Source organism: Brevundimonas sp. DS20 (assembly GCF_001310255.1).
In the GTDB taxonomy this organism is placed as follows: Bacteria; Pseudomonadota; Alphaproteobacteria; order Caulobacterales; family Caulobacteraceae; genus Brevundimonas; species Brevundimonas aurantiaca.
In genome coordinates this window covers 24,898-48,650 of the sequence record NZ_CP012897.1, presented here as the reverse complement: position 1 = coordinate 48,650, position 23,753 = coordinate 24,898, and the positions used below count along the sequence as shown (strand labels likewise).

At 65.9% G+C, this 23,753-nt stretch carries 25 protein-coding genes; 2 read left to right on the top strand and 23 right to left on the bottom strand.

Features of this window, described 5'->3' with window-relative positions; translation table 11 throughout:
- Positions 1-116: 116 nt before the first annotated feature.
- The 8 genes from JL11_RS17070 to JL11_RS00175 form a co-directional block, all read right to left on the bottom strand.
- Positions 117-932, bottom strand: coding sequence for a lytic transglycosylase domain-containing protein (locus JL11_RS17070; protein WP_082382537.1), 816 nt, complete (start codon positions 930-932; stop codon positions 117-119).
- A complete protein-coding gene (locus JL11_RS00200) occupies positions 929-1,468 on the bottom strand; it encodes a S26 family signal peptidase (protein WP_054763900.1) in 540 nt (179 codons plus the stop codon). The genes JL11_RS17070 and JL11_RS00200 overlap by 4 nt, the downstream gene beginning before the upstream one ends.
- Positions 1,465-1,929 carry a DUF2840 domain-containing protein gene (locus JL11_RS00195; protein WP_054763899.1) on the bottom strand — a complete coding sequence of 155 codons (465 nt, stop codon included), beginning with the start codon at positions 1,927-1,929 and terminating at the stop codon, positions 1,465-1,467. Before JL11_RS00195 ends, JL11_RS00200 begins: the two co-directional genes overlap by 4 nt.
- Positions 1,930-2,146: 217 nt before the next feature.
- Positions 2,147-2,953, bottom strand: a complete 807-nt coding sequence (locus JL11_RS00190) for a replication initiator protein A (protein ID WP_433949524.1) — start codon at positions 2,951-2,953, stop codon at positions 2,147-2,149.
- Between the two features lie 86 nt (positions 2,954-3,039).
- Entirely contained in the window at positions 3,040-3,318 is a 279-nt protein-coding gene (locus JL11_RS00185) for a helix-turn-helix transcriptional regulator (RefSeq protein ID WP_054763897.1), read from the bottom strand.
- Between the two features lie 177 nt (positions 3,319-3,495).
- A complete protein-coding gene (locus tag JL11_RS17065; protein WP_231681500.1) occupies positions 3,496-3,951 on the bottom strand; it encodes a DUF2285 domain-containing protein in 456 nt (151 codons plus the stop codon).
- Positions 3,908-4,210, bottom strand: a complete 303-nt coding sequence (locus tag JL11_RS17795) for a transcriptional regulator domain-containing protein (protein ID WP_231681347.1) — start codon at positions 4,208-4,210, stop codon at positions 3,908-3,910. Before JL11_RS17795 ends, JL11_RS17065 begins: the two co-directional genes overlap by 44 nt.
- Positions 4,211-4,338: 128 nt before the next feature.
- Positions 4,339-4,608 (bottom strand): DNA -binding domain-containing protein, encoded by a 270-nt coding sequence (locus tag JL11_RS00175; protein WP_054763895.1) that lies wholly within the window; start codon positions 4,606-4,608, stop codon positions 4,339-4,341.
- Between the two features lie 205 nt (positions 4,609-4,813).
- On the opposite strand from JL11_RS00175, the gene JL11_RS00170 reads away from it, so the two are divergent.
- The gene (locus JL11_RS00170; protein ID WP_054763894.1) at positions 4,814-5,032 is read left to right on the top strand and encodes a helix-turn-helix domain-containing protein; all 219 of its coding nucleotides are present in this window, start codon (positions 4,814-4,816) and stop codon (positions 5,030-5,032) included.
- Positions 5,033-5,084: 52 nt separating this feature from the next.
- On the opposite strand, the gene JL11_RS00165 is transcribed toward JL11_RS00170, so the two are convergent.
- From JL11_RS00165 to JL11_RS17615, 3 genes are all read right to left on the bottom strand, one after another.
- Complete coding sequence (locus JL11_RS00165) at positions 5,085-5,408, bottom strand: DUF736 domain-containing protein (protein ID WP_054763893.1); 324 nt, start codon at positions 5,406-5,408, stop codon at positions 5,085-5,087.
- A gap of 526 nt (positions 5,409-5,934) precedes the next feature.
- The gene (locus tag JL11_RS00160) at positions 5,935-6,408 is read right to left on the bottom strand and encodes a hypothetical protein (protein ID WP_197273330.1); all 474 of its coding nucleotides are present in this window, start codon (positions 6,406-6,408) and stop codon (positions 5,935-5,937) included.
- 132 nt (positions 6,409-6,540) lie between these two features.
- Positions 6,541-6,705, bottom strand: coding sequence for a hypothetical protein (locus JL11_RS17615; protein ID WP_197273329.1), 165 nt, complete (start codon positions 6,703-6,705; stop codon positions 6,541-6,543).
- A gap of 270 nt (positions 6,706-6,975) precedes the next feature.
- Between JL11_RS17615 and JL11_RS00155 the strand changes: the two genes are divergently transcribed.
- Positions 6,976-7,335: a TfoX/Sxy family protein gene (locus JL11_RS00155; protein ID WP_054766725.1), complete on the top strand. Its 360-nt coding sequence runs from the start codon at positions 6,976-6,978 to the stop codon at positions 7,333-7,335.
- 27 nt (positions 7,336-7,362) lie between these two features.
- Here JL11_RS00155 and JL11_RS00150 read toward each other — a convergent pair whose 3' ends face one another.
- The 12 genes from JL11_RS00150 to JL11_RS00095 form a co-directional block, all read right to left on the bottom strand.
- The gene (locus JL11_RS00150) at positions 7,363-8,307 is read right to left on the bottom strand and encodes a DUF2493 domain-containing protein (RefSeq protein WP_054763892.1); all 945 of its coding nucleotides are present in this window, start codon (positions 8,305-8,307) and stop codon (positions 7,363-7,365) included.
- 311 nt (positions 8,308-8,618) lie between these two features.
- Positions 8,619-9,665 (bottom strand): DUF7146 domain-containing protein, encoded by a 1,047-nt coding sequence (locus JL11_RS00145; protein ID WP_054763891.1) that lies wholly within the window; start codon positions 9,663-9,665, stop codon positions 8,619-8,621.
- A gap of 77 nt (positions 9,666-9,742) precedes the next feature.
- Positions 9,743-11,896, bottom strand: a complete 2,154-nt coding sequence (locus tag JL11_RS00140) for a ParB/RepB/Spo0J family partition protein (protein ID WP_054763890.1) — start codon at positions 11,894-11,896, stop codon at positions 9,743-9,745.
- Between the two features lie 181 nt (positions 11,897-12,077).
- Positions 12,078-13,277 (bottom strand): hypothetical protein, encoded by a 1,200-nt coding sequence (locus JL11_RS00135; protein WP_054763889.1) that lies wholly within the window; start codon positions 13,275-13,277, stop codon positions 12,078-12,080.
- A 193-nt stretch (positions 13,278-13,470) separates the two neighbouring features.
- Entirely contained in the window at positions 13,471-13,683 is a 213-nt protein-coding gene (locus JL11_RS00130; RefSeq protein ID WP_054763888.1) for a KTSC domain-containing protein, read from the bottom strand.
- A gap of 8 nt (positions 13,684-13,691) precedes the next feature.
- Positions 13,692-15,518: an ATP-binding protein gene (locus JL11_RS00125; protein WP_054763887.1), complete on the bottom strand. Its 1,827-nt coding sequence runs from the start codon at positions 15,516-15,518 to the stop codon at positions 13,692-13,694.
- Positions 15,515-16,729, bottom strand: coding sequence for an SIR2 family NAD-dependent protein deacylase (locus JL11_RS00120; RefSeq protein WP_197273328.1), 1,215 nt, complete (start codon positions 16,727-16,729; stop codon positions 15,515-15,517). Before JL11_RS00120 ends, JL11_RS00125 begins: the two co-directional genes overlap by 4 nt.
- Positions 16,730-16,886: 157 nt before the next feature.
- Positions 16,887-17,660, bottom strand: a complete 774-nt coding sequence (gene qatD, locus JL11_RS00115) for a Qat anti-phage system TatD family nuclease QatD (protein ID WP_054763886.1) — start codon at positions 17,658-17,660, stop codon at positions 16,887-16,889.
- On the bottom strand, positions 17,657-19,030 hold the full coding sequence (gene qatC / locus JL11_RS00110) for a Qat anti-phage system QueC-like protein QatC (protein ID WP_054763885.1): 1,374 nt from the start codon (positions 19,028-19,030) through the stop codon (positions 17,657-17,659). Before qatC ends, qatD begins: the two co-directional genes overlap by 4 nt.
- Positions 19,027-19,626, bottom strand: a complete 600-nt coding sequence (qatB, locus tag JL11_RS00105; protein WP_156314129.1) for a Qat anti-phage system associated protein QatB — start codon at positions 19,624-19,626, stop codon at positions 19,027-19,029. The genes qatC and qatB overlap by 4 nt, the downstream gene beginning before the upstream one ends.
- Positions 19,627-19,896: 270 nt before the next feature.
- Positions 19,897-21,855 carry a Qat anti-phage system ATPase QatA gene (gene qatA, locus JL11_RS00100; RefSeq protein WP_054763883.1) on the bottom strand — a complete coding sequence of 653 codons (1,959 nt, stop codon included), beginning with the start codon at positions 21,853-21,855 and terminating at the stop codon, positions 19,897-19,899.
- A gap of 261 nt (positions 21,856-22,116) precedes the next feature.
- The gene (locus JL11_RS00095; protein ID WP_054763882.1) at positions 22,117-23,424 is read right to left on the bottom strand and encodes a PDDEXK nuclease domain-containing protein; all 1,308 of its coding nucleotides are present in this window, start codon (positions 23,422-23,424) and stop codon (positions 22,117-22,119) included.
- Positions 23,425-23,753 lie beyond the last annotated feature (329 nt).

Sequence of the window (23,753 nt, the reverse complement as noted above, 5' to 3'; positions counted from 1 at the left end):
CGCCCGCACCTTGCGGCTTGTATCCTGCCCTCTCTCTGTTGGATCGCTCCAGCACATCAATACCCCGCCCAAACCTGCGACGAAGCACGAAGCGGCACGAGCATGGTCGCCGCCCGTCATTGCGGCCTCCTGATTGCAAATATCGCGTCGTTGGCGTTGTTCGCCGTACCAGTGGACGGTCGATCGGCCTCGGACTTCGGCAAACGAACCGCCGATGCACTACCCACCGTCTGCAGCCCGGTCGCGTCAATGTCCTCATCGGGCGGCGTCGATGCCGACGCTGTCGTAATGCTCACGAACAGCGAAGCGCGTGTCCAGGCGAAGCGATCGACCGGCGCAGGCGACGTCGACGAAGTCGCCACCGAGCCGCCGACCATGGGGCTTAGCCGGGCCATGTAGGCGACCGTCTCGGCAGGCAGCGGGCGACCACGATAGGCGTAGCTCTCCCAGCGGCCAGGCCCGGCATTGTATGCTGCGAGGAAGCCTGCCGACCCGTAGCGGTCGAGCATTTCGCGCAGATAAGCCGTGCCAGCGAGGATGTTGTCTCGCGGATCATAAGGGTTCGCCCCCAAGCCGTAACGCGCCCGCAACTCGGCGTAGGTGCCGGGCATGACCTGCATCAGCCCCATTGCACCGGCATGCGATGTCGCGGTTGGATCGTCCGCGCTCTCGACACGCATCACGGCGCGAATCCATGCCTCCGGAATGCCGAAACGCTGCGAGGCCTCCGCGATGTGGGCATCATTCTGATGACCGACCACCGGCACGATTGGCGTCGGTGGGGCAGTCTGCGCGCGGCTTGGATCGGACACGCCGAGCCACAAGCCGACGACTACCGCGGCCGCAAAGAAAGGGTGACGAATACGGCGTCCGTGGCGCTTCGCGGTCGCCCCGGCCAAGGCGGGACGGCGACTGAGGGGTGAAGGGTTCATCGGTCATCGTCCAGCCAAATCGGCGTCGCCCGGCCGATGACGCTCGCGCGCGGCAGCGGGCCAAAATAGCGCCCGTCAAGCGATGCCGGTTCGTCGGGATTGAGCAAGAACAGTTCACCCTCGCCGACGATCCGGCAGCCGCTCCAATGCGGTAGCCGTCGTCCGAGCCGGTCGGTTCGACGGGCAATCGCCCGCGGCCGTCCGTCGACCGTCACACGCTCCCCTTCACGGCAGACCCGCGCGCCGGGCAACGCTTCGATGTGCTTGAGCAAGGGCGCGCCGTGACCGAGATAGCCGTAGCTAACCAGCCAGGTCGCGAGCGGCTCGGGCGGCATGACCGCGACAAGGACGCCGGGGCGAAGCGGGACATCGTCGCGCACCGCGTACAGGCCGGTCGGGACACTTGCGGTGACGTTCCACACGAGCCGGGTCGGCATCTTGGCAACGGCGGTGACGGCGATCGCGGACACGGCGATCTGCGTCGCGATCAGGATGCGCCAGGGAAACGGGCGCGCAGAAACGGTTGCGGATTTCATGCTTCGATCCTTCGACGGAGCAGCCAGGCGCGGTGACGCGCCGGTGCGTAAGGGCGCGGCTCGAGACCGGCGCCGAGTTGATTGTGGACATGTCGCCAATGGTCGGGAGCGACGTCGGCGGGATCGACGTCGAGGCGCTCGACGGCGTCGATTGCTTCGAGAACGCGTTGGACCTTCGGCCAGCCGCTGATCCGCAGCAGGCTTTCTGCGCCAGGGACGACGAACGGCACTGTCGAGAACGGCGAACCGGGCGCGACGGCGCGAAGGATGTCGATGCGCGACTCCGCCGTGCCGTAGTCTCCGGCGCGCCAGCGGACGAACGCGAACGTCGCGCCGGACGGGAACGACAGGACGCGCGAGCGGCGGTCGACGATCCGCTCGGCCGCATGGCGACCGAAGCGGATCCACCGTTCGATCTGGCCGTCGAGGTGCAGCAGCTCGACATGGGTGAGCACCGTCATGGCACCGCTCGCTTCTTGGCAGGCATGGCCACGTCGAAGCGCGCCGTTTTCGGTAAGGCACCCGTTAGAAAGACTCTGAAGGAGTCTAGGTTACAGACGTTACGGCGCGCGCAAGCCGTTGCTAAAGAACACGAAAACGGCGTTTCCGGTCCCTGATAGCACGAGCATCCGGTCCCCGATGGCACGACACGCGCGGTCCCCGATAGCACGACGGGACTCACAGCCTTTCCCCAGGCTTGGACGCTCGGAGGCGGCGCGGCATGGCGAGGTCGAGCGGGTGGACCGTCGTGACGAAGGCGAGGCGCTCGCGACCGCCCGCGTGTTCCAGCGCGAGCCGATAACCCGGTAACGACTGCGCGCGGACGATGGCGCGCACGTCGTAGGCGAAGTGCTTGAGCGGCGACAGCGAGCCTGACTTGGCGTGCAGGTAGGAGACGTCGAAGCTCCAACCGCCCGACTGACGACCACCATGTTTGCGCACCAGCCGGTACAGCCAGCGCTCCAGCCCGCCGGTCAGATCGAAGTACGCGTCGTCGATCGTGAGCACGAGCGCATCGTCGCAAACGGCGGAGTAGAACCAGTCGGGCACGATCAATTCGAGCCCGAGTGGTCGACCGGCTGCGTCGACGCGCTCCTTCCATTCGTTGACCCAGGAGAAGCGATGCCGCCGTCGTTCGGACGGCTGCCGAATGGTCGTTGCGACGGTCGTCGATTGCAGTCGGTCGAGCGCGGCTTTCAGCCGTTCATAGTCGCGCGCGCTGGTGCCGCGACCGACGAAGCGCAGGATTTCATACGGCGTGGCTGCCATCAGGCGCGACGTTCGCGCGCCGCGATCGCGCGCCTCGACGAGCTGCGAGGCGGCCCAGATGAGCACGTCGGCGTCCCAAATCGTGGCCATCCCGTGCTCGGCGACAGCCTCGACGCGGATCGCGACCGCGCCGGCCTTGAAGTCGATGGGCGCGATCCGCTTGGACTTCGCGAGACTGAAGAAGGGGTAGGCCATCAGGTCCTGCGCGTCGCGCACGGCGAGGTCGCCCGGCAGTGCGCGGAACAGCTCTAGCTGTGCGCGCTCTGCACTTGGGTGTCGGTTTGGCATCGGCAGACCGCCGATCAGCGGCGGAAACCGGCATAGGCCGGCGAGATGGCAGCGTGACGCTTGGCGGGCAGCACGGTGTCGCCGGTGTCGTCGCTGGTTGACGCCTTTTCGCCGCGCGAGACCCAAGCCTGAAGGTCCTCCAGACGGTAGACGACGCGACCGCCGATTTTCGAATAGCGCGGGCCGGTCCCGTAGGTGCGATGCTTCTCGAGCGTGCGACCAGACAGGCCCAGGAAGCGCGCGGCTTCGGGTGTGCGCAGGTAGCGCGGCGGCAAATTGGGTTGAGTGGACATCGGTATCGCGCCTCCGGCTTGTTCCGGGCGACTGCGGGATGCGATCGGCCGGTGAAGGGCACGGTGGCGAAGCGCCGCCGGACAGGCCTATGGCGATGTCGCGGGGGCGTGAGATCGCCACGACCGCCGACGCGACTGCGGCGGCGCTTTGGCAAGCATGGCTTTTGTCGCCGCGGGCTAGCGGAGACGCCGGTACGGGTAGAGCAGCAGACGGCGATAGCCGCCGCGCATTAGCTCCTGGCCGAGCCGTGCGAGCCGGATTGTGCGATCGCGGAGGTCGTGGCTGTTCCAGTCCGCGTCACCGCGCAGCGGCAGCGGACCGAACAGCCCCTCCGCGATCTGGCGGTAGCTCGCGCGCGCTTGTCGTGCGTCGAGCGCGCGCAACGCGAGTAAGAGGCGCGTCCGTCGCGCTGTCGGCAACACCTGCGGATCAGGCCCCGGCGGGTGGCCGGATAGCGCCCGCCATACGCGGAGCGCTGCGGCGACGCGGATCGGAAACAGTGCGTCGAGTGGTAGTACCGCTGCATCCGCACCGTCGATGTCGATCAGTTCGACGCGCAGTCCGGCGGTAGGTGCTAGCGTGCGGGCATCAGAGCGGGGATGGGGGCTGGCAAGCGCTGGAGGCGTCGCCACGACGCCGACCACGGTCGGTAGGTTGTGAGGCGTCCAATCCAACGGCGCGCCGTCCGCCGCGAAATCGCAACCCCCAGGCCGTCGCGAACGCATCGCGGTCGGTCAGCGTGAGTTCTCCGGCTTCGGCGAGCCGGGTGAGCCGTTTCCTGTCGGAAATATAGTCCGGGTTGCGCTTCAGAAACTCACCGGCGAGCGTCACGGCATCCGCGTTTCGAAGCGGCTTATAGTCGTCGGCATTACGCCAGTCGGGACGCAACATCACGGGTACTCGACTGCCGCCCGCGGCCGGACGCCGAGGCGCATTCTGATTGATTGGCAAGCCATGCGTGCATTGAGAAGAGGGCATTCGCGCAACGATCTTTGCGCAACATGCAAAGCTCCATCGCGTCAGTTGGGCGCGCCGCCCCGGAGCAGGTGCTGGTAGCCGCTGGTCGTCATCCATCGCGCGCGCGCCAGGTGCGAATCGTAGGTGAGCTTGGCGCAGTCGGGATCCGTGTCCGGGTCGCAGCCGAGCACGAGCCGGGCGACTTCGCGCCACTCCGCGCCTGCGTCTGCGGCGTCGAGGAGGCGCAGATAGGTGACCGCGTGCGCTTCGTCGTACCTGGTCAGGGCCGGTGCGCTGGGTGCTTCCGAGGCGATGGCGGGAGTTAGCGTCATCGGAACGATCTTGGCGTTGGATTATGGTGAACGCCTGCCGCAACCTGGACCATCGAGCAACCGCGAACGTGTGACAGCTGAGCTGTCCGACGCCAAACTCGCGCCGGACTGATGCTCGACCAAAAGCCTTCGACGGGATAATGCGTGCTCACCTGTCGAGAATACTCCGTGGTGAAATACTCGACAAGCCGGTGCTGTCTCGGCGATGTCGATCCGAGAGGTGCTTGCGCAGAACCTGAAGCGCTACCGAGCTTTACGAGGCCTGAGCCAGGAGGAACTGGCCCATCGGGCAGATATCGATCGAACCTATATCAGCTCGCTGGAAAGATCGCAGTATGCCGCCGGCATCGACGTGCTCGAGCGGTTGGCGACGGCGCTTGAGGTTCAATCCTTCGAGTTGCTTCGACCCGAAGACGAAGCTTGATCGCAAAAGAAAAGCCCCGCCCGGGGCGACCCGGGCGGGGCGTTGGATCGGCTCAGTCGGCTCGCTTGCCGTTGGAGCGCGACCAGATCAGGCCGTAGGTCTCGCCGCCCTCGTCGTCGAAGAGGTTGGCGTAGATCGGGGCGGTGAAGCTGGGATCGTCGAGCTTGACCGAGAGGTAGTCGCGGCCTTCGTTCGACCGTTTGCTCCAGGCGGCACCGATCTCAGCACGGCCAACCATGACCCGGTGCGAGGGAGCGTTGTCGTTGCTGCGGTTCTCTTCCGCGACGATGCGGACGTTCTTGGTCTGCAGGTTGAGGGTGACGATTTCGCCGGTGTAGTCGTTGCCGGTCTTCTTGAAGGTGCCGATGGTCGCCATTGTAAGTCTCCTGTCGTTGTTTCGAGCCCGCGCCCATCGCGGCCTCGATGGCGATCGCAAGGCCGGGGACGATCGACGACGCAGCCGAAGGCCCGAAGCGAAGCGGCGGACGGAAGACGACGGGCTTTCTTGCCTCGCGAGGAATGGGCGTAGCCCAGGGGAAGAAAGTTCGGTGGCTCCGTTGCGGCTCAGGCGATCGAGGCGAAGCCGACCCCGGCTAGATCGAGCCAAAGAGAGGACGGGTTGGGCCGCGTGCCGACAACGTCTCACGGGAGACCTGGCGGCCTCCCTCAGGCACCCGCAAGAGCTGGACGATACCCATCGCGCAAAGACAGGCTCTGTCGGACCAGAAGGTGGCATCGCGCATCGAGATCGACCCGACACCTGCCCCGAAGTACCGGGACCTGTCGCCGTAAGGAGATGATGCCGACTCCATGCACGAGCGATCGGAGGCTACGCCCGTTGGCCTAAGTTGTGATCCACTTCTCGCTCTGTACGCGCCGGCCCCGATGGCGTGGCATCAACCTCATTGGCCCTGTGCCGCGCCTCCAGACGAAAGCGAGCTGCCGGTAGCGTTGACGGGCCGGCGTGGGTCAACGGGGCTGTAGGCACGCATTCGCGTCCAGGCCACCAGCACGACGATGATCGAACCAAAGATGCCGAACGCTACGCGCCACGGCTCGGCCGTGCCGCCGATCGCGGAAATGGCGTAGACGGCGTGATAGCCCGCGAGCCCCGCCGGAACAGCATAGGCTGCGGAGATGAGGGTTCGGAATTCAGGGCTACGCACGGTGGCGAACAGCAACGGTCCGGCGAGAAATGCGATCGCGCCGGCCAACGCTGCGAAGACCATCGCGCCGATCGGTCCCGCGCCGGTGTTATAGGCAAACATGCCCATCGAGAGCGCCGCAAAGAAGGGAAGCGCATTGACGGCGAGCTTGAATAGCAACCAGCAGATCATGCCGATGCCGACAAAGCTCAGCAGTATGGCAGTAAGCATGGCGTCCTCCAGACAGATTGGATCAGACGCGCACCCGCCACCTCCACAGCGCGACTGAGACCATAGCAAAAAGGAAGCGACGCCGGAATCCGAAAACGGAAACCGACGCCGCAAGATGGTGGGCCGACGAGCTCAGCGGGCGAACGGATCGTACTCATGAACGATGCTGCTGGGTTCGCCGTCGAACTCGTCGGCGGGCATGACGCCGTAACCGCCATCGACCTGGATGAGGACGACGCAGACCATCAGCATGCCTGCAAGATTAAGCGCGAGCTTCTGCGCGGTGGTGAGGGACATTGATCCGGCTCCTGTTCGGGAGCGGGGACCGCCCCCGCTCGACAGGCGCCCGATGTGTCCGGCCCAAGGCCGCGATCACCGCGACGGCGAAGCCCAAAGCGGCCGCAAGCTGTGCTTAGCGGACCCCTTGTGGGTTGATGGCTTTAGGCCTTAGCCGGACCAAGGTAGCGCAAATGAGAGGGGGCGGTCTCTGCCAGACGGGCAGGAACGAGGTGTCGCCGAGCCCTGTGAACGGGTAGAATGCCTGCAGCGGATCAGCGGATGATTTCAATGTCCAGTCAGCAAGGCACTGTGGATTACATCGTCGAGCAGGCGGGCGCTGCGGGGTCTGTCACGGCGCGCAAGATGTTCGGTGAGTATGGCCTCTATTGCGATGGCGTACTCGTCGGACTCATCTGCGACGACCAGTTGTTCGTGAAGCCGACCGAGGCTGGTCGGGCATTCGTTGGCGCGGTCGAAGAAGCGCCGCCTTACCCCGGCGCGAAGCCGAGTCTGCTGATCGAAGGGGGCCGGTGGGATGACGGCGCGTTTCTTGCCGCTCTTATCCGGCTGACGGCGGCGAATCTGCCTCGTCCAAAGCCAAAGAAGGCGGGCGCTGCGTCAAAGTCGGGAGAGAAACTGACACCGTAATCGTCAGCAATGGATCAGAAGCGACGCTCACGCGCCGCCTCCTTTCGGACGGAAGTCGAACAGCGGGATTCCGAGCTTCCTAGCCTTGTCGGCGAGATTGTCCGAGATCCCTGAACCCGGGAACACCACGACCCCGATCGGCATCGTCTCGAGCAGCACGTCGTTGCGCCTGAACGGGGCGGCGTTCTTGTGCCGGTTGAAGTCGGGCTTGAAGGCGACCTGCGGGACCTTGCGACTGTCAGCCCAGCAGGCAGCGATGCGCTCGGCACCCTTCGGTGATCCGCCATGCAGCAACACCATGCCAGGGTGCTTGGCGTTGACCCGGTCGAGGGCCGCCCAGATGGCTGTGCTGTCGTTGCATTCATAGCCGCCCGTGAACGCGATACGCGGGCCCGCCGGGAGCATCACCTCGGTCTCTGCCCGGCGCCGGGCCATCAGAAAGTCGCGGCTGTCGATCATCGCCGCGGTCAGGTGCTTGCGGTTGACCATCGACCCGGTGCGCGGGTGCCAGGTGTTGCGGGTGTGGATCTGGAAATGTTCGGCGGCCAGGTCGCGCATCAGCTCGAAGGCGTTGCGGCGCTCGATCAGCGTCAGTCCCTCGGCCAGGTGCCGTTCCAGTTCGACCGACTTGACCTCCGAGCCGTCCTGCTCGCGCTGCCCGCGCTTCTGGGCCTGCTCGTTGTCGTCGAGTTCGCGCTCAATCCGCTCGGTGGCGCGGTGAAAGACGTTGACCGTCGACCAGAGCAGGTCGTCAAGGTCGGGCTCGAGGCGGGTCTCCTGAAGCGTGGATGCCAGCGCGTCGAAGATGTCGGCGATCGCGCCGGTGACCTGGGACACCTCCGGGAGCGGCCGGGAGTCGAGTTCGTCCTCGAACGGACGGTGACCGTAGAGCTGGAGTTCGTCGAGCAAAGTCGAGGTGGCGGATGCCGCGTGCTCGGGTTCGTGGTCGCTTAAGTCGGGATCGATGGTCATGGGGTTCGCCTTCTGCTGTCGACCGCGCCCATCGCGGCCTTCGCAGGCGACGAAGAGCGGGGGCGGACCGGGCCTGCACCGACGCGCAAAGCGCTATCGGCCGAAGCGCAGCGGAGGACGGCGAAGGCCGGCTTTCTTGTCTCGCGAGGAAGGCACGGCACGTGCCGGGGAAGAAAGTCGGCCACAGCCGTTGCCGGCCCGGACCGGCTTCGGTCCGATCGCCCTCTCAGAAGGCCGTGAGTGCGGCTCTCAGCTTGGCGAACCCTGACCGTCCGGGGCCCCAGACCAATCCCGACCGAGCTTAGCAGCGCTCAGCCAGCGCGGGTCGCTTCCAGAAAGCGCACTACGTCTGCCGCGGCGAGCTGATCCTGAACCCTTCTGGCCAGCGCCTGTGGTCCGTCAGCGCGGAGGTCGTCATTGAAATCGCCCTGTCTGGGATCCACCACGAACGTTTCGATCCCGTCCGACCTGCCTCGTTCAACCAGTGCATCGACCGCCGCGTGACCGGCCGCATCTTTGTCGCGCGCGAGGTAGAGCCGGCGAAGCGTGGGCGGGAGCAATAGTGCGGCGAGGTGATTCGCGGATAAGGCAGCGACCATCGGCAGGGTCGGCAGGACGGTTCGCAGCGACAGCATCGTCTCGATGCCTTCGCCCGCCGCCATCACGTCCTGAGCCACGCCAAACCGGACCCCGTGCCCGAGAAGATGACCCATCGCCCGCCGCGGCGTCGACACCGGTGCCTTGTCCCGGCCCGACGGATCGAGCCAGGTGCGATGCGCTCCGGTTTGGGTGCCGGCCAAGTCGGTTACAGCAGCGATGAGCGCAGGCCACGCGTCGCGGACGCGGTCGCGCGGGTCGTCTTCGTCGCCCCGAAAGTAGCAGCGCGGATGGAAGCGAAGCGCGGGGTGACCCCGCAGTCCGGTCAGGCCGCGTGATCGGAGATAGGTTTCCGCGAGCGTCCCGGCGATCGGTCGTGCCATCGCGAACAGGCGGCGAGCAGCCTCAGGCGAACCGGTCGGTGCGGGCAGCTGTCTCTGAGGTGGATCGAGACGGGGTAACGAAAGGAATGCTCGTGCTTCGTCGAGCGTGTCGCGAAGGGTGCTGAGCTGCCGAGCGGCCGCGATCAGGTCGAGCAGGTCACCGTGCTCGCCTGTGGCAGCGTCGGTCCATTTGCCTGCATTGCCGCCATTGGCACCGCCGTCGTGCAAACGGACATAGAGGCTGCGACCGGGCGTGTTCTGGCTGTCGCCGACGAGCCAGTAGCGCCCCTCACGGCGGCCATTGGTCAGATAATGTCGGCAGACCGCCTCGGCCCGGTCGGCGAGGCGGCGTGCCAGATCGGAAGCGTCTTCGGGCATGCGTGCTCTCCAAAACAAAACGAGGGCCCGCCGGGGGGGACGGCGGACCCTCGAAGCGAGCAGGTCGGGGAGCTGACCTACTCGGCCGCGTGAGCGAAGGGGGCGTGGCCTTCCGCGACGTCGCCATCATCGGCGAGGTCGCAATGCTCGGCCATGGCCGGTTCGCCGCCGTCCGCCGCCGTCTCCTCGCCGGTCGGCTCAGTCGCGTCGTCCGCCGTCACCGTGGGTGCGTCGGCCCCAGCTTCGTCCGCCACCTCGGCCGAAGCCTCGGTGACCGGCCGCCCTGGCGTGCGCAGCGGCTCGGGGATCCAGCCCGTGCCGACGAGCAGCTCCTGCGCCTGGTCGGCCATCTCGCCTTTCTTCATGTGCTCGATCCGATCGGCCGCGCGCTGACCCTTGGCCTCAGCGACCGCGAGCAGGATGCGCGCCTTGGTCACTCGGCCCAGAAAGGTGTCGACGGTCGGGGTCCAGCCGGTCGCAGCAACATCGAGATCGACCGCCGCCGCGATGCGGTCGGCATGGGCGATCGCCCGCGGACGGCGGTTGTAGGCCTCGACCGACGCATTGACGCCGTGCGCGACGACGAAGGCGAACAGTGCCTGTCGGCTTTCCTCGTCCCATCCGACCAACGTGTCCCAGAGCGCTTCCGGCTCCTTTGGCAGGTGGGCTTCCCACGTCTCGTGCAGGTACCGCAGCTGCTGCGCCGGCTTGCTGTCGGTCAGTCCCGGCACCTGCGCAGGGAAGCTGACGCTCTTCAGCTCCAGTTCGAGGCAGCTGTCCTGCGCATAGTGGTAGAAGACCCGCAGCGAGAGCGCGTGCAAGACGGCGAGGTAGGCGATGTCGGGTCGCTCGCTCAGCGCCTCGCGCAGCGCGACGGTGCGATACGCGGTCAGCTCGGAGACCAGCCGATCGGACAGGGGCTTCAGGCCTTCGTCCTCCTCCGGCTCGGACGCAGGTTCAGCATCGGCGTCGGCGGTAATGCTGGCACCGCCCTCGTAGTCGGCTGCAAGCGCGCGCTCCCCGTCTGCGGTCTCCAGCTCCGGCTCGATCGGCAGTTCGTCCTCGGGGCGGACATAGCCGCGTTCGATCGTCAGCCCGCCGTTGCGGTCGATGCTGACGAACGCACCCGCGCGAGCGATGTCGTCCGGCTCGAAGGCGAGCGGCCGCAGCTCGATCGCCTCCAGTGCTGTCTCGATCTCGCTCAGGCGCTGGTCGATCTCCTCGGGCAGCTCGGGCGCGTCCTCATATTCGGCGGTGAGCTTGTCGAGCTCGGCCTGGAGGGCGTTGCGCGTCGCTTCCTCCTCGGGCGTCATCGGCACGGCGTCGCCGCGCAGGTGCCGCAGACCGAAGCTGTGGCCGTAGGGAAAGTCGGGGGCCGCCTCGACCCACTTCCAGCCTTCGGCCTCGACCTTGGCGGCCTCCTCGCAAAGCTTCTCCGCGGTCATCATGTCGACGAGCGCGATGTCCTGTAGCCAGCCGCCGTCGTCGCCCTGGAACAGGTCGCGGAGGACGCAGCCGCCGGCCTCGACATAGGCGTCGACACCGATGAACTGCGCCCGCTTGTCGGCGGCACGCACCGCGCCTTCGGTCAACCAGCGCCGGATCATATAGGGCTGCTTGTCGTGTGACTGACAGATGCGCTCCCAGACCTGCTCCTGGCGTACGTGATCGCCCGAGACCGTAAACGCCATCAGCTGGTCGAGCGTCATGCCGTCCTCGGCATAGACGTCGAGCAGCTTGGAGCTGACGCTGGCCAGCTTCAGGCGCTGCTTCACGACGGCGACCGCGACGAAGAAGGTGGCGGCGATCTCCTCCTCGGACTGACCCTTCTCGCGCAACGCCAGGAAGGCGCGGAACTGGTCGAGCGGATGCAGCGGGGCGCGCTGGACGTTCTCGGCGAGGCTGTCCTCCTCGGCGACGCCGCCCACCCGCACAATGCAGGGCACCGGCGCGGTCTTGGCCAGACGCTTCTGCTTCACGAGAAGTTCGAGCGCCCGGTAACGGCGACCGCCGGCCGGGATCTCGAACATGCCGGTCTCCTCGCCGGCTTCGTTGATGACGGCGCGGACCGACAGGCCCTGGAGCAGGCCGCGACGGGCGATGTCCTCGGCGAGCTCCTCGACCGAGACGCCGGCCTTCACCCGGCGGACGTTCGATTGGGACAGGAGCAGCTTGTTGAACGGGATGTCCTGCGAGGCGGACAGGGTGATCTTCTGAACGGCACTAGCCATGGTCTTCACTCCATGACGGGCGGTCGGGAGCCACTCTCTCGACCCTCAACCCGTCACGAAGCGCAGCGCCGCCCTCTCACTCTGAAGGGCGACGCCGCGAAGACGTTGATGATGAGAAGCGCAGAGCCGCCGAACCGGTAAGCCTTGGACCCGGAGGTCCGGCACCCCGGTTCGGCGAGAGTCAGGCCGCCGCCCGGTCGAGCAGCTTCTTGGCCCGGGCCTCGAGATCGAGCCGCGCGTCCTGGTGCGGTTTGTCCCGCGCCACCGCGGTGATGCCCTGCACGAAGTCGAAGACGGACTCGGGCTTGCGGCCTTCCTCGGCGAGCACGGTCTCGATAATCTTCGCCGTCTCGGCCTTGCCGAACCCGCGCTTCCTCAGGAACTCGGTCCGGTCGTCATCGGTGCGGGCGACGATCCGCTGACGCGCCTGGGCGATGCCGTTGATGAACGGCTGCGGCGAGGAGTTGGCGAAGCGGGTCAGCGCCGGTGCCGCCTCGTGCGCGAAGCGAGAGGCGGCGTATTTCGAGTGCCGGATGGTGATTTCCTCGAAGTCCTCGACGCCCCAGAGATTGCGGTTCTGGCAGACGGCGCGGAGGTAGAAGCTCGCCATGCCAAGCGTCTTAGCGCCCACCTCGGAGTTCCAGCAGTAGAAGCCTCGGAAGTAGAGGTCGGGCGAGCCGTCGGGCAGCCGTCCGGCTTCGATTGGGTTGAGGTCGTCGACCAGGAACAGGAAGACGTCGCGGTCCGAGGCGTAAAGTGTGGTCGTGTCCTGAGTGATGTCGACGAGCGGATTGTAGATGCCGGTCGACCAATCGAGCACGCCCGGCACCTTCCAGCGCGTGTCGCCGGTGCCGTTTCCAGCGATCCGCTGTACGGCGGCGACCAGCTCATGATCGTAGATACGGCCATAGTCCGGGCCAGTGACGGCGCGGAGCTCGATCCGGCCGTCGTCGGTTTCGAGCGTCTTCACCTGCTCGGCGCGGTGGGAGGTCAGGCCGTATTGGAGATTGATGCCGGCGAGCGGCGCCGGGAGTTGGCGGAGGTAGGCGGCTGGTGCGCCGACAAGCGCAGCGAGTTGGCCGAAACTCCAGTGCGTGGGCGCGATTGGCTGATCCGAGCCAGGAAGGACCAAGGCAAGCCGCTCGGCGTTGTCGCGATCGGCCTCGACCCGGACCGCAGCGCTCTCCACCGTCCGCGTGCGGCTGCGCTCGGCGCGGCCCTTGACCGACGCCATCAGCTCGGACAGGGACAGGTAACGCTCGTCGGCCGGACGGCTGAACCATTCGGACGACACGCGCCCGATCCGCTGGCCGCGGCCGACATCGACACGGTAGCCGCTCCGGGCATCGGGGTGGGCGTCCAGAACTTCCACATTGGTCATCGCAGGTCTCCCGCGACGGGCTGGCCGGGAGCCTCTCTCTCGACCCTCAACCCGTCACGGCGACAGCCGCAGCCCTCTCACTCTCGGGGCGTTGCGGGGTGTCCCCGCAGAAGGGGTCGGCCGAGACGACAGGCTCGGCCGCGGGGGAAGACTTTCCCCCTTGTACCGGCTCACCTCAGGTGCGGATGCAAAGCTAGCCCACTCTCGAATAAGGGTAGGCGTTCTTGACGTAGACGTTGAGAAATTGCCCCTTCGACGGGGCCGCCATGAGCTGATCGTTCAGGCCCGAAGGCACATTGAAGTATTGGTAGATCGAGCCGTTGGTGAACTCGACCTCCAAGGTCTCGCTATCAGCGTCATAGCCGATCGAGGAGATGTTGCTGGACGCGACGGGGTCTCGAATCATGGGGCTTCCTACTGTTCGTTTTCATCGATGGCCGTGCGCGCGATGGCGACACTGCGCACCACGGCGGTAGTTCGCTGCGCCCGCCATGAGGCCACCATGCGATCATATCCTTCGGCCACCCGACGAGTCCGCCAGGCCGCGCTCACCGCGGGGTCGGAGCTTCGCGGCAGGCGATCGGCGGGCGGCAGCGATACACGGCAGCGCACGGGCAATCTTGCCGCCTCTCCCGAGATGATGGTCTCTCCGGTGCGCAGTACCGGCAAGAGGTCCATGAGCCCGGACAGATTGTCAGGAAGCGCACCCTTTACGCGCCCTCGGTCGGCGGGGTTGGAGAGTCGCAGGGCGATTAGCGTGCCGCATTGCGAAAGCACTGTCTCATCGATCTCGGACGGGCGTTGCGACACGAGCATGGCGCCGACGCCGTATTTGCGGCCTTCCTTCGCGATCCGCTTGACTATGTCCGCTGCAACGTTGCCGCTGTCCGGGCTGACATAGCGATGAGCCTCTTCCATCACGATGAGCAGAGGCCGGAGCACGCCACCCTCGGTCTTCTCGCGGCTCCAGTAGAGCGCCTCATAGACGATGCGTAGGATCGACCCGATCAAACGGACCAGCACGGTGCTCGGCACGCCGGACAGGTCGAGAATAGTGATCGGCCGATCATGGCCCAGCCATCCGGCGAGCAATGTGTCGAGATCTTGGGCCGCTTGCCCGCCCAGGTCGGGCTCCCAGGGACCGGGGTGAAGCAGAAAGTCGAACCGTCGGTCGAGCAGGCGCGACCTCAACAGATTAAGCGGCCGACGGATTCCCTTGGCCGCCTGATTCAGGAAGGGTCCGGCCGCGCCCATCGCGTGCGGCGTATAGCGTGGGGCGGTCAGCGTCGCAGCATCTCCAGCGGCCTCTCGCGCCGGCTGGTCACGCTGCTGCCCTGTGAAAGTCATCGTCTCAAAATCGATCAGGTCATGCCAGAGCTGGCTCAACGAGAACGGCACCGGACTATCGACCGTGAGGGATTGCGGGTCCAATCCCGGTAGGGCACCAGCCTGAAGCCGCGCCTCCTTCAGCTCCTGAATTTTGTCGGTGAAGGCGATCAGGTGATTGTCGCTGAGGGCGCCCGCGACGAAGTCGAGGAGTTCACCGGCTTCGAGCGCCCAATAAGGCACGAATAGAGGTTCTTCACCCGGCTGGGGCGTGGCGCTGAAAGTCTTGGAGAGATCGCCGAGCGCGGCGGAGTATTCGCCATGAACGTCCAGAAGAAGGACGCGAGCGCCGCTTGTCGCCACGCTGTCGGCTGTACGTACGATCGAACGGAGCAGGCTCGCGACCGTTGTGGATTTCCCCGAGCCGGTCGATCCGACGATCGCGCTGTGCCGCGTCACGAGCGCGTCGAGCGACAGCCGTACCACAATATTCTCGGCGCTCGACAGCGTACCGATCTCGATCTGGTCCTCCTCTGCACCGCCGTAGATGCGACGGAGGTCCTTCTGGGTCACGAGGTGGACCGCGTCATCGACGTTGGGATGCTGGCTGAGGCCGCGCTCGAAACGCTCGCCGATCGCTTCACCGGCGAGTTCGACACGCATCCAGCGCCCGGTGTCGATCTCGGCCAAGGCCGCAAGCTGTGGCGCGGCGTTGGCTCCGATCTCGGCGACCACTCCATAGAGGTCTTGATAGCCGAGGGGGATGCGAACGAAGCTTCCGACTTGGCCGACGCGATAAGTATGGCCGTCGATCACGGCGAGTCCGGAAGAGAGCGACTCCGCCAGCTTGACCGTGATGGTCGAGCCAGAGACCGCGCTCACGCGACCCAGGTAGGTGGGGTCGGTCGCCTTCACGCCACGACCGGATCAGGATCGGCATCGTCGACCGCGGCGGCTGCTTCGCTCGAACGCGCCAGGTCGGACGAGTAAGACAGCGCGCAGAAACGGCAGAAGCTCGCGAAGTCGCCGAGGAGAAGGGCGGGCTCGTCGTTGCGTTGACCCCAGAAGCTGGCGCGGATTTCGCCCCAGTTCTTGGGCAAGTCGCCGGGGCGCCACGGCCCCGCGACGCCACCGATCACGGCGGCGTCGGCGGCGTAGACGGACAGATTGGGATGCTCGAACGCGAGTTTGCGCGCGGGCTCTTCGTCGGCGAGCTTCTGAAACTGGAACGCGATCACCGCCGCGTTCGCATTCATCGCCAAGGCTTCGCCGAGCACCGCGCAGATATGTGCGTCTCGAAACGAGAAACCCGTCGTCAAAAGCACCGTGTCCGGTGTCAGCAGGAACCGCTTCAGTCGCTCGAACAGCGCGGCGTAGGGCTGTTTCTGGGTCAGGTCGTATTTCAAATGGTCCGGGTAGACGAGTTCGGAGCACTCGCGACCGCCGCAGCGGACGACGCCGCCGTTCTCGCTTTTCCAACCGAGCGAGCCGTGCAGCTTCCAAACGCGCGACCAGCGCGGGGGCAGGTCATTGCCGGCGACCGTGACAGGATCGAAAAAGGGAGCATGGCCGCCCGTGAAGCCGTCGAAGTAAGGTGCTCGGGCGAGTTCGAAGGCCTCTTCGATCAGAAGGTCGTAGTTGGTGGTGAAAATTTCTATCGCGTGCGCGCGCTGCGTTCCGCTCACCCATGAAACGAGTTCATGATAGGGCGTCCGACCGCCCGGCAGGCTGGCTCCGACGATCTCGCCGATCGCCTCGCAGATGGCCTTGCCGAGCCCGGCATAGCCTTCGCCGTCGAGGCCGTGCATCGGCGTATCGCCAAGGGCGGTCTGGAGCAGGCGCACCTTGGACAGGATCGTCTCGATGTTGCCGCCGGCCGGCAGGGTTGCGCGGATGGCGGCTGCGGCCGTCGCTTGCGCGCCTGTCAGCTTCGCAAGCGCCTGGTTGGTGAGAGCGTCGACGCCCGGGATGAGCGCTTGGCCGTTTGGATCGAGCTTACCGTCCGCGTCGACCCTGACCGAAAGCGGTGCCCCGGCCCCGATCAGTACGCCGATGCGCTTTCGTCCCTGCGAAAGGATCTGTCGCAGGTCCGCCATGAAGCGGTCGGGATTGTGTACGCTGTCCAAGACGCTCTGCTTTACCTTCTGAATCTCGAGCTGAACCTGTGTACCGCTATGCGGCGAGAAGCGGAAACATTCCAGGTTTTGTCGCCGTCAGTCGTGGCTGGATTTTCGAAACTCAACGAGAAAGGCTGCTGCGATACGGACTCGCCATTGGGTGTATTCAAACCTGAGCTTGCGACACGAGTGCGCGGAGATTGGCCACGATCCGTCGCGCCATCGCCTCGGCGGTTTCTCCCCGCAGGGTCGCCAGGTCTGCGACGGTCTGCGCGACCGCCGACGGCCGAACGGGTCGCCCGGCCGCCTCGACGAATGGCCCATCGGTTTCCGTGAGCAGCCGATCGACGGGGAGGCCGGCCACGAGTTGGCGGTGCTTGGGCGAGCGCAGCATCTCCGAGTTGATTGAGAAGTAGCAGCCGCGCTCAGCAGCCTTGCGCGCCTCCGCGGCGGTTCCGGTGAACCAGTGCAGGATGACGCGTCCACGATCGGGCGGCAGGGCACGCTCGAGATGGCCGAGCACCTTGCCGACGGCGCGGACGCTGTGGAGCGTCAGGATTTTGTCACCCTGTTCGGCGCAGGCTGCGAGCACGCGCGCGAACACGCGCTCCTGGGCTTCGAAGCTGCGATAGAAGCGGGGACCGGCGTCGAGCCCGACCTCGCCGACATAGCGCGCCTCGGGTAGATAGCGCTCGAACAGCGGCAACTCGCCCTCGCGTTCTGCGACCAGCTGCGGGTGCAGGCCGAGCGCGACCCGGACATGGCTCGAGCTCTTAGCCAGATCGCGGTTGCGCGGCCACGCCTTGGGCGTCGTGGTCACCGCGAGCGTCGCCACGCCCTCGCGATCACATTCCCGGATTAGCGCGGCGTGGTCCGGATAGAGGTCGAGGTGACAATGGAAATCGACCAGGCGCGGGTGCGCCGCTTTTGGGAGCGTCATCGCGGTCGGGCCCGCACGCCCTGCAGCAGTCGCCCAACCTCCTGCAAGCCTTCGACATAGACCTTCTCGTAAGCGGCCAAGTCGTTCGGGTGATCGGTCAAGGGGCCCGGACGGTGGATGTCAAGCTTAGCACGGACCGGTTTTTTGGCGAGGCGCGACAGGGCGATCTGGAAACCTCGCACGTGGGTGCCCTCGGCCTTGGCGCTGTCGAGCACCTTCGCCTTCAGATCCGGGATCTGATAGGGCGTGTCGTCCGCGCCGAGGCCTTCCAGCATCGCGGCGCGGCGGATGAGGCAGGGCACGCAGTGGCCGCAATGCTTGGGTTGGCGGGCCTCCTCATCCTTGGCCCAGCGCGCCTTGGCCGGGGAGGAGCATGACATGGTGTGTCGCGCTTCCTTCCTGAGGAATGCCCCGTCGGCGCAGCCCTTCGCCATCATGCCCTTCGTCTGGAACCGATAGCTATTCTCCAGGCGGATCGGCAGGCCAAGGCCTACCAGGATGTCATCGAACCGCGCCATGTAGAAGGGATGCGTGGTGCGCGTGCTGAGTGCGCCGAGCCGAGTGGGATCGAGCGGGACGTTAAGCGAGATCAGCCCGTTCTCGGGAACGTGGATGACCATGTCGCCGCCGAGCGCGTCGGCCGACATGGCGGCGAGCGCGAAGAAAAGAAACGAGCGGCCCCGCAAGGTGTTCTCGCCCGCCGAGCCGTCGACGAGGTCGTTCGGGAAGCCGACGCGGGCGCGCAGGTGATGGAAGCGCTGCTTGGGAAACCGTTTGGCGATCACGTTGGCGCAGTATGTCTGGTGGGTGCTGGTGATCCCGTCCCAGTAGTGGCTGACAAGCATGGGGGCCTTGCCGCCCGCAAGCAGGTCGATCGCGCCGATGAAGCTGTCGAGACCGCCCGAGAAGAGGCAGACCGAGTCGGCGGTTGCGGTCCGTAGCTTGGTTGGGGCCGGCGCTAGGGCGGCGAGCCCCTTGGGTCGCGCGCGGAACCGCACGCCCCAACGATCGCCCGTCAGGAAGTTGAGGGTCGTGACGATCAGCGGCGCCAAGGTCTCCCAAAGCTTCGGCTCCGCGACGGGGAGGCAGAGGTCGATCTCGCGCGTCCAGGCGTTCTGCGACTCGCTCGATCGGGAAATGCGGGTGTCCGCCGCCGTCAGCGCCGCCGCGAGGAGAGCCAGATCGACCGTCCGTTCGGAGGGGTGCAGGCCGAGTTCTCGGAGCTGGTCGAGCGCTTGGCCGAGGCCATAGCCGAGGCGGTGATCGCCGTCCACGAACGAGACCTCGGTCAGCTTGCTGTCGGACCGCGAGGGTTTGACGGTGGCGGTATCGCCGACGCCAAGGCGGCAGACGAGGCTGTGATGGTTCATTGCGCGGCCTCCCCGGCGGCGGCCACGAGCTCGAAGGCGGCCTCGTAGATCTCGTTCACCACGCGCTCGACGTCCCGATCCCCAAGTCGTTCGACCCCGTCCAGACGGCCGGCGAGCTCGCCCTGAGTGCAACCGGTGACGAAGTCGTGGAGCTGCTGCTGCGCCGCCTCGACGGTTGCGACATCGGCCGGCAGCGTCACGCCGCGGGCCCCAAGATCGGCCATGACGCGGCCCTCGATCGAGCGGGAGACGAAGTCGAGGAAGAACTCCTGCATCTGATCGGGCGTCATCGCGTCGAAGTCGCCGACGCCGGCTTCGGCGAGATCACCGATCGTCTCGAGCATGGCCTGGCGGGCGATCGCCTCATCGACCGCTCCGCCGGGGGGACAAACGAACTCGAGGATGGCGAGGAAGACATCGGCGGCAGGACGACCGGCAAGTCCCGGCAAGTTGAGCTGCCGCAGCGTCTCTGCGGCGCCCAAACGCTGGACGTCGCGGACGACGCCGAGCAGACGCGCACCCGCCGCGCGTGATGCACCCATACGGCGTGCGGCGCGACGGGCGCCGCCCGTCCCGCTCCGCACATAGCTCGACATCGCGCTGCCTAGCGCGGTGCGGCTGCCGGTCTTGGCGAAACGGGAGAAGGCGCCGCGGGCCCCCTGGAAGGAGCCCGCGCCGGAAGTGTCGGGTCGGAGCGGCGTGCGGGCCGGGGGGGTTGGTGCCTGACCCGGACCCGGCTGGGGCGCTCCGCCTCCCGGAGGCGGGGCCGGGGCCGGTCCGGGCGCGACGCCGGGCGATGGGTCGTCGACCCAAGACGGGACCAGCCCCGAACTAGCGCCGCCGTAGCCTTTCGATGTCCCCATCCGTCAGGCCCTCTTCAGCTTGGCGACGCCCTTGGAGGCGGCCTGGAGGACGGCATTCTCGGACTGCTCTGCCCAGCCGGCCGCGATCTGCGCGAACTCGTCCCGAGCCGTGGTGTCGGAGAAGGCCGTCCCCCAGCTCGACACTGCCCAGGCCCCCAGCTTGGCGACAGGGAGTTCGCGCAGGAATTCGAGCAGTCGCCGTTGAAGCGCGGGATGCGCTTCGACGACGACCATCAGCCCCTGGACGCCGTCCGGCAGCTTGGTGAAGTTATCCTCCTGCAGGATCCGACCGCGGATCGCGTCGAAGACCTCCTCCGGTTCCGGGCCGGTCAGCTTGGCGATCTCGCCGGCTGCGCCTCGCGCCAGCATGCGCGGACCCATTAGTCTCTCGACCAAGCCCTCGAGGTGGCTCGCGGACACGAGCCCGCCGAGCGCGCCCCGCTTATCCCGGGTGACGAAGACGTATGGGCGCAGGTCGACGTCCTTCAGCAGGGGGTCGATCGCCGCCCATCCCTTGATCCAGTCGTTCTTCGCCCACTCCTCGGCCTCGGCCGGAAGAGCAGGAGGCTTTACTGGGGTGGGCTTTTTGGCCTTCCCGGTCGACTTCGGATCGTCGTCTCCATAGTCCGGAAGTGTGGGTGCCCGGACGTGATCCTCGAACCGCCCCAAGGCTTCGACCTTGCCGTCCGGGTGGGCGGCGGCGAGCCGGGCTATCTGTTCGTAGAAGTCGGGGTAGAACCGTTCCGCCAGCATGATCTTGGCGAGCACCGGACGCTGAACGTCGCCGCCGAAGCCGCGCTCCTCCGCGATGGCGTGGCGCAGCATCAGCGAGTTCAAGAAGCGTTTGATCTGCCGCGGGTTGCCCCGTGTGCCTTCGCTGAGGATCTTGGTCACATGGGCCGCGAGCGTGAGGGCCTGGCCGACCTCGGCCGGCACCGCCCCGCCCATCGCCGTCTCTACCGTCTTCCGGTCGAGACCCCGGCTCTTCCATGGCCGGCGCATGTCCTCCCGTGCCGCGGCGAGCAGCTTCGCGAATCTCGCATCGGCTCGGCCCAAGGCATTCTCGGCGAGCAGCAGCGTGACATAGACCCGCGTCTCCGCGACGCCGAGCGCCGGGATGCGAAAGGGGACCTGGATGAGCTTCTCGAGATAGTTGCGCGCGTAGCTGAGTGGACCGGAACTCCGCGGCAGGTCGGGGAAATGTTCGCGCACCGCATACTCGATCATCAATTCATCGGTGCCGATGACGAAGGCGGTACGCTCGACGAACAGGAATAGCCGGATCGCTTCGAGGGTGGCGATGGCTGTTTTCGGCAGGCAGCGGTCGAGATCGTCTACGATCACCACCAGCTGGTCGATGTCGGCGGCGTCGAGCAGCTCTCTGAACTCCTTGCGGAAGGCATGGATGTGCTCGGGCAGGTGGTCGCTCTCCTCGGGCGCGTCCTTGACGAACTCGCCGGCCTTCTCGGCGACCCCCTTCAGGTCTTCGATCGAGATGTGATCCTGGGGCTTGGCGAGGATCGACGTCGCGAGACCGTAGAGGTCCTTCATCTGATCGAAGGTCGGGATGCCGGTCGCCGCGGTAAAGGCGAGTCCTCCGCCCCTGCGAGCGAGCTTGAGCCAGTCGACGCGTTTCAGAACCTTCTTCGCCGCGTCCGCGACCTTCGTCGAGTTGGGTCGGGCGCGACGCAGTTCATCGACGATGGTCTCGATGACGATCGTCTTGGCGTCTTCGAAACCTTCGAAGGTCCATCCATTGAACCAGAGGCAGAGGACGCGGTCGTTTCCAGCGAAGGCGGCTTCGGTCATCTTCAGGACGCTGGATTTGCCAGCGCCCCAATCGCCATGAACGCCGATGGTAATCGGAGCATCCGGGGTCTGGCGGATCAGCTTGACGACAGTTTTCGCGATCGCTTCGTAATAGAGGAGATCGGTCGCCGTCTCCTGATCATTCAAGAACATTCTTCCCCCGCCCCAGGCCGCTTGCTGCGGCTCGACTCAGCCGTTCCCTCAAAATGCCTATGGAAGTTGGTATAGCGAGCCGCATCGCCGTAGAACAGCGTGCGAACGGCCAGATGCAAACCAGCTTGGGGATGTCGTTGAATTGAAGCGCTTGCGCGGAATGGCTCCGCCGTCACGGCGCCGCCCTGAACCTGCCTATTTGGGACACTTACGTGACGTCGAGCGGGCGCAGATAGTAGCCGCACCTGAGCGTATGGGTGGTCATACGTGGCCTCGTTCTCGAAGGAGGCGAAGCTCGTTCAAAAAGGTCGACGCGATCACCGACGCCTCGGCCGCTTCCTGGGCTGAGCTCTCCATGCCGTGCGCGGCGCGGTGCAATACTTGTACCGACGTTCTGAAGGCTGACGTACTGGCCGGAGCGAGACCGAGCCTCTCGAGAGTGGACAGCGCCGCCGCAATGCCGAGGGGCCGATCGCCCGGGACCTCGTCAGCGAGGATGGTTCTCAGCTCGCGCTCGACCTCCATTCGCAGTTGTACCAAAGACAGCAGCGGAAAGTCTCGCTCGAACTCCGCGGCAGTCGGAAGGTCGGCCTGTAGCGGCGCGGGCAGGGCTGCCGATACGCGATACTCGGCAATCCCCATGGGTTTATTCGAGTCTCGGAGCGCGTACTCGACAACGACCTCGTTCTTTCCCTTGCATAAAATGATGCCGATAGTCGGAGCATCCGTTTCGTGGCGGAGCTGATCGTCAACCGCAGACAGGTAGAAGTTCATCTTCCCTGCGAATTCGGGCTTGAACTCCTCGATCTTAAGCTCGACCACCACGAAACACCGAAGACGCAGATGGTAGAAGAGGAGATCGAGATAATAGTCCTGCCCGCCGACCTCGAGATGGTGCTGGCTGCCGACGAAAGCGAAACCTTTGCCAAGCTCCAGGATAAGGGAGCGGAGATGTTCAAGAAGGCCCCGCTCGAGCTCGCGTTCGGATATGTCGGGACCCAGGGAGAGGAAGTCGAAGCTGTAAGGGTCCTTGATCAGCTCTTGGGCGAGATCTGACTGAGGGGCCGGCAAGGTCCGGGCGAAGTTGCTCAACGCCTTGCCCTGACGATGGTACAACCCGCTCTCAAGTTGATGAACGAGGACGTTACGGCTCCAGCCGTGCTCGACGGTCTGACGGGCGTACCAGAGGCGCTCAGTCGGGTCCTTGATCGTTTCGACTAGCTTGATCACGTGGCCCCACGGCAATCGTGCAACAACCTGTTGCACGATCTCAGCCTCGGGGAACGCGTCGGCTAGAGACCTCATGTATTTCAGGTTGCGGGGCGACAAGCCCGTCATTTCCGGGAAGTCGCGGCGCAGGTCGCTGGCCAGACGATCGATCACCCGCGCGCCCCAGCCTTCGGCTGACTGTCGCGCAAGAATGTCCCGACCGATGCTCCAGTAAAGGAGGATCAGTTCTTGGTTGACGGCGACGGCTGCCTTCAAGCGGGCCGCTCGGATCCGCTCCTTGAGCTCGGCCAGTAGGGAGGCGTAGCCGTCACCATCCGGCAGTGGGACGGGGGCGATCATGCGCCAACCCTAGCAGGGTGAAGGGTAAAAAGCTTCAAGGTCCAGAGCCTAGCGACCGCCTTGAAGCGCGCCGGCCTGCCGGAGCAAGGTTCCGACAGATCGTCCACCGATCGTGCAAAGAGCGATTACCCTGTCATAGACCCGGACCCGCCCGGAGCGGCCTCGCACGGACGTGCAGGCAGCCGAGCGGCCCAGCGCGACCGACTCCAACGCGCCTTTGGCCAGTGCGCCGGAAGGGGAATGAAGTTCTGGCGCATCGAAGTCAGCGAGCCGTACTTCGATCCAGCTTTGAGGGTCGCTTGATGCGCCGATACACAGGCTGTCCCCGT

Coding starts and splice junctions, on each gene's coding strand:
- JL11_RS17615 (WP_197273329.1), bottom strand. CDS start 6,705: ATGTCCCTCACCACCGCGCAGAAGCTCGCGCTTAATCTTGCAGGCATG.
- qatB (WP_156314129.1), bottom strand. CDS start 19,626: ATGTCGAGCTATGTGCGGAGCGGGACGGGCGGCGCCCGTCGCGCCGCA.
- JL11_RS00165 (WP_054763893.1), bottom strand. CDS start 5,408: ATGGCGACCATCGGCACCTTCAAGAAGACCGGCAACGACTACACCGGC.
- JL11_RS00175 (WP_054763895.1), bottom strand. CDS start 4,608: ATGACGCTAACTCCCGCCATCGCCTCGGAAGCACCCAGCGCACCGGCC.
- JL11_RS00150 (WP_054763892.1), bottom strand. CDS start 8,307: ATGACCATCGATCCCGACTTAAGCGACCACGAACCCGAGCACGCGGCA.
- JL11_RS00130 (WP_054763888.1), bottom strand. CDS start 13,683: ATGATTCGAGACCCCGTCGCGTCCAGCAACATCTCCTCGATCGGCTAT.
- JL11_RS00185 (WP_054763897.1), bottom strand. CDS start 3,318: ATGTCCACTCAACCCAATTTGCCGCCGCGCTACCTGCGCACACCCGAA.
- JL11_RS17070 (WP_082382537.1), bottom strand. CDS start 932: ATGAACCCTTCACCCCTCAGTCGCCGTCCCGCCTTGGCCGGGGCGACC.
- JL11_RS00170 (WP_054763894.1), top strand. CDS start 4,814: ATGTCGATCCGAGAGGTGCTTGCGCAGAACCTGAAGCGCTACCGAGCT.
- JL11_RS00145 (WP_054763891.1), bottom strand. CDS start 9,665: ATGCCCGAAGACGCTTCCGATCTGGCACGCCGCCTCGCCGACCGGGCC.
- JL11_RS00195 (WP_054763899.1), bottom strand. CDS start 1,929: ATGACGGTGCTCACCCATGTCGAGCTGCTGCACCTCGACGGCCAGATC.
- qatA (WP_054763883.1), bottom strand. CDS start 21,855: ATGTTCTTGAATGATCAGGAGACGGCGACCGATCTCCTCTATTACGAA.
- JL11_RS00140 (WP_054763890.1), bottom strand. CDS start 11,896: ATGGCTAGTGCCGTTCAGAAGATCACCCTGTCCGCCTCGCAGGACATC.
- qatC (WP_054763885.1), bottom strand. CDS start 19,030: ATGAACCATCACAGCCTCGTCTGCCGCCTTGGCGTCGGCGATACCGCC.
- JL11_RS00200 (WP_054763900.1), bottom strand. CDS start 1,468: ATGAAATCCGCAACCGTTTCTGCGCGCCCGTTTCCCTGGCGCATCCTG.
- JL11_RS17795 (WP_231681347.1), bottom strand. CDS start 4,210: ATGTTGCGTCCCGACTGGCGTAATGCCGACGACTATAAGCCGCTTCGA.
- JL11_RS00160 (WP_197273330.1), bottom strand. CDS start 6,408: ATGCTTACTGCCATACTGCTGAGCTTTGTCGGCATCGGCATGATCTGC.
- JL11_RS00155 (WP_054766725.1), top strand. CDS start 6,976: ATGTCCAGTCAGCAAGGCACTGTGGATTACATCGTCGAGCAGGCGGGC.
- qatD (WP_054763886.1), bottom strand. CDS start 17,660: ATGACGCTCCCAAAAGCGGCGCACCCGCGCCTGGTCGATTTCCATTGT.
- JL11_RS00135 (WP_054763889.1), bottom strand. CDS start 13,277: ATGACCAATGTGGAAGTTCTGGACGCCCACCCCGATGCCCGGAGCGGC.
- JL11_RS00095 (WP_054763882.1), bottom strand. CDS start 23,424: ATGATCGCCCCCGTCCCACTGCCGGATGGTGACGGCTACGCCTCCCTA.